This window comes from Ramlibacter sp., assembly GCF_035706265.1.
Taxonomy (GTDB): Bacteria; Pseudomonadota; Gammaproteobacteria; order Burkholderiales; family Burkholderiaceae_C; genus Ramlibacter.
Map to the genome: position 1 here is coordinate 1 of NZ_DASSVG010000166.1, position 2,205 is coordinate 2,205.

2 protein-coding genes and 1 pseudogene are annotated in these 2,205 nt (G+C 66.6%); all 3 read left to right on the forward strand.

Features of this window, described 5'->3' with window-relative positions; all coding sequences use genetic code 11:
* A pseudogene (locus VFM98_RS06405) lies at positions 1 to 373 on the forward strand (formate dehydrogenase subunit gamma); the annotation flags it as partial.
* On the forward strand, positions 370 to 1,662 hold the full coding sequence (locus VFM98_RS06410; RefSeq protein WP_325109073.1) for a HAMP domain-containing sensor histidine kinase: 1,293 nt from the start codon (positions 370 to 372) through the stop codon (positions 1,660 to 1,662). The pseudogene VFM98_RS06405 and the gene VFM98_RS06410, both read left to right, overlap by 4 nt.
* A gap of 149 nt (positions 1,663 to 1,811) precedes the next feature.
* On the forward strand, positions 1,812 to 2,205 hold a 394-nt coding region (locus VFM98_RS06415; protein ID WP_325109075.1), incomplete at its 3' end, for a hypothetical protein.

The following is a 2,205-nucleotide window of genomic DNA, read 5'->3' on the forward strand; positions in this document are numbered from 1 at the left end:
GGTGATCTTCTGGTTCGGCACCCTGCTGCTGGGCGTGATCGTGGTCGGCTCCGGGCTGGTGATGGACAAGCTGATCCCGAACCTGCTGTACGACCGCCAGACCATGCAGGTGACCAACATGATCCACGCCACGGCCGCGGCATTGATGCTGGTGATCCTGTTCGTGCACATCTATGTCGGCACCGTGGGCTTCCGCGGCGCCTACACGGCGATGCGGCACGGCTACGTCAACGAGCCCTGGGCGCAGGAGCACCACGCCTGGTGGTACGAGGACGTGCGCGCAGGCAAGGTGCCGTATCGGCGCAGCCGCGAGCCGGGTGCCGGCATCGGCCGTGCGAATCCGGGCCTGGAGGCCCAAGGAAGCGCGCCATGATGGATCCACCCCGCAGCACCGGCGCACCGGCGCCCGTCGCGAGCCCCAAACTCGAGACGGCACTGATCCATCCGGGCCCGATGGCGGCCACGCTGGCGGTGCTGCTTGCGATCAGCCTGGTCCTGGCCGACTTCGGCACCTGGATCGAGCTGAACATGGCTGTCGTGTACAGCCTGCCGCTCGTCTTCGCCGCTGCATCCGGCAGCCGGCGGCTGCTGTGGACGCTGGCCTGCGCACTCACCGTCGTTACGTTCTCCGTCTACGTCATCCAGATCCCCTCCGTTCGCCAGCCGGTGCAGCTCACGGGCGGACTCGCCAGGACGGTCGAGCCGTATCTCGTCGATCGCGCACTGGCTGCGCTGACCATCCTGCTCACGGCGGCCATCCTGCACGGCTGGATCCACGCCTTGCGCGTCATCGCGGCCCGCGACCACGCCATCGAGGAGAAGAACGCGCAACTGGAGGAAGCCAACCGGCAGATGACGCTGCAAAGGGAAGCGATCGTGCGGCAGAACCTCGAGCTGCAGCAGCGCCGCGACGAGCTGGAAGAGATCAGCATGCGCAAGACGCGGATGCTGGCCGCCATTTCGCACGACATCCGTTCGCCGCTGCAGGCGATCACGCTGGCGGCGGAGGTGATCCGGCGCGCGGCGCAGACGCCGGCGCTGGGACAACGCATTCCCGTCATGGCGCAGCGGGTGCAGTCGCAGGCCCTGTCGGTCGTCGAACTGCTCGCCGAGGTGATGGACATGGCCTCCTTCGATTCCGGCCTGATGGCGGTCCACCCCGCGGAGTTCAGCCTGCAGGAGCTGCTGGCGCAAGTGCAGCAACGGCTGCTCCCGCTGGCGGATGCAAAAGGGCTGGACCTCGTCCTCGAACTTTCCGGTCAACCGCTCGTGCTGCGCACGGACAAGGTGAAACTCGGACGCATCCTGGGCAACCTGGTCAACAACGCCATCAAGTTCACGGCGGTGGGCGGCGTCACCCTGGCCGCGCGCGTGACGCAGGAAGGCACGGTGTGCGTGAGCGTCAAGGACACGGGCTGCGGCATCCAGCCGGAAAACATCGAACGCATCTTCGGCGACTTCGCGCAGGAAGACCACGCGCCGGCCCAAGGAGGCAGCGGCTGGGGGCTGGGCCTGGCGATTTCGCGCCGCATGAGCGCGTTGCTGGGTGCGAAACTGCAAGTGGTCAGCCGCCCCGGTGCCGGGAGCACGTTCACCGTGAGCCTGCCGCCAACGACCGTGGTAGCGAGCCAGGCCGCAGCGTCGAGCAAGGAAACCAGTTAGCATTCGGCGCCCGCCGAAGCTCAACCAACGTGCTAGCATCCCCCAATTGGAGGAGAAATTGGCGCGTTGGGAGACGCTGGCCTCGCTGGAGCTTCGCCTCTGCACGATGCCGAGGCCATCGCCAGCCGGCCCGTTCTCGCGCTCACGTCATGGCAGTTTCGAAACGCCGCACGCTCGTTCTCGGCCTGGGCGCACTGTTCGTCGGGACGCACAGTGGCATTGCCTGTGCAGCATTTTCCTCCACGAGCGTCGATGCCTACCGCAACGCAAGCCAGCGTGCTCTCGCCGAGTGTGCCGGTGCCTTCCGCAACGCAAGGAAATCGAGCATGTTCGGTGGCGCGGATCACCGGTGGCGTGACTGTGTCGCCAACAAGCAGGTAGAAGTGGCGCGAATATACGAGGAAGCCTACGCTTCGTTGCGAGCGCAGTCCACGCGATCCGCACTCCTTCAGGCGTACCAGCGGGCCTTCGAGGCCGCTGTGGCCGGTATCGAACCCCTGCCGGCCGAATCCGAGGCGGCATACGAGCAGAGACAGTCCTTCC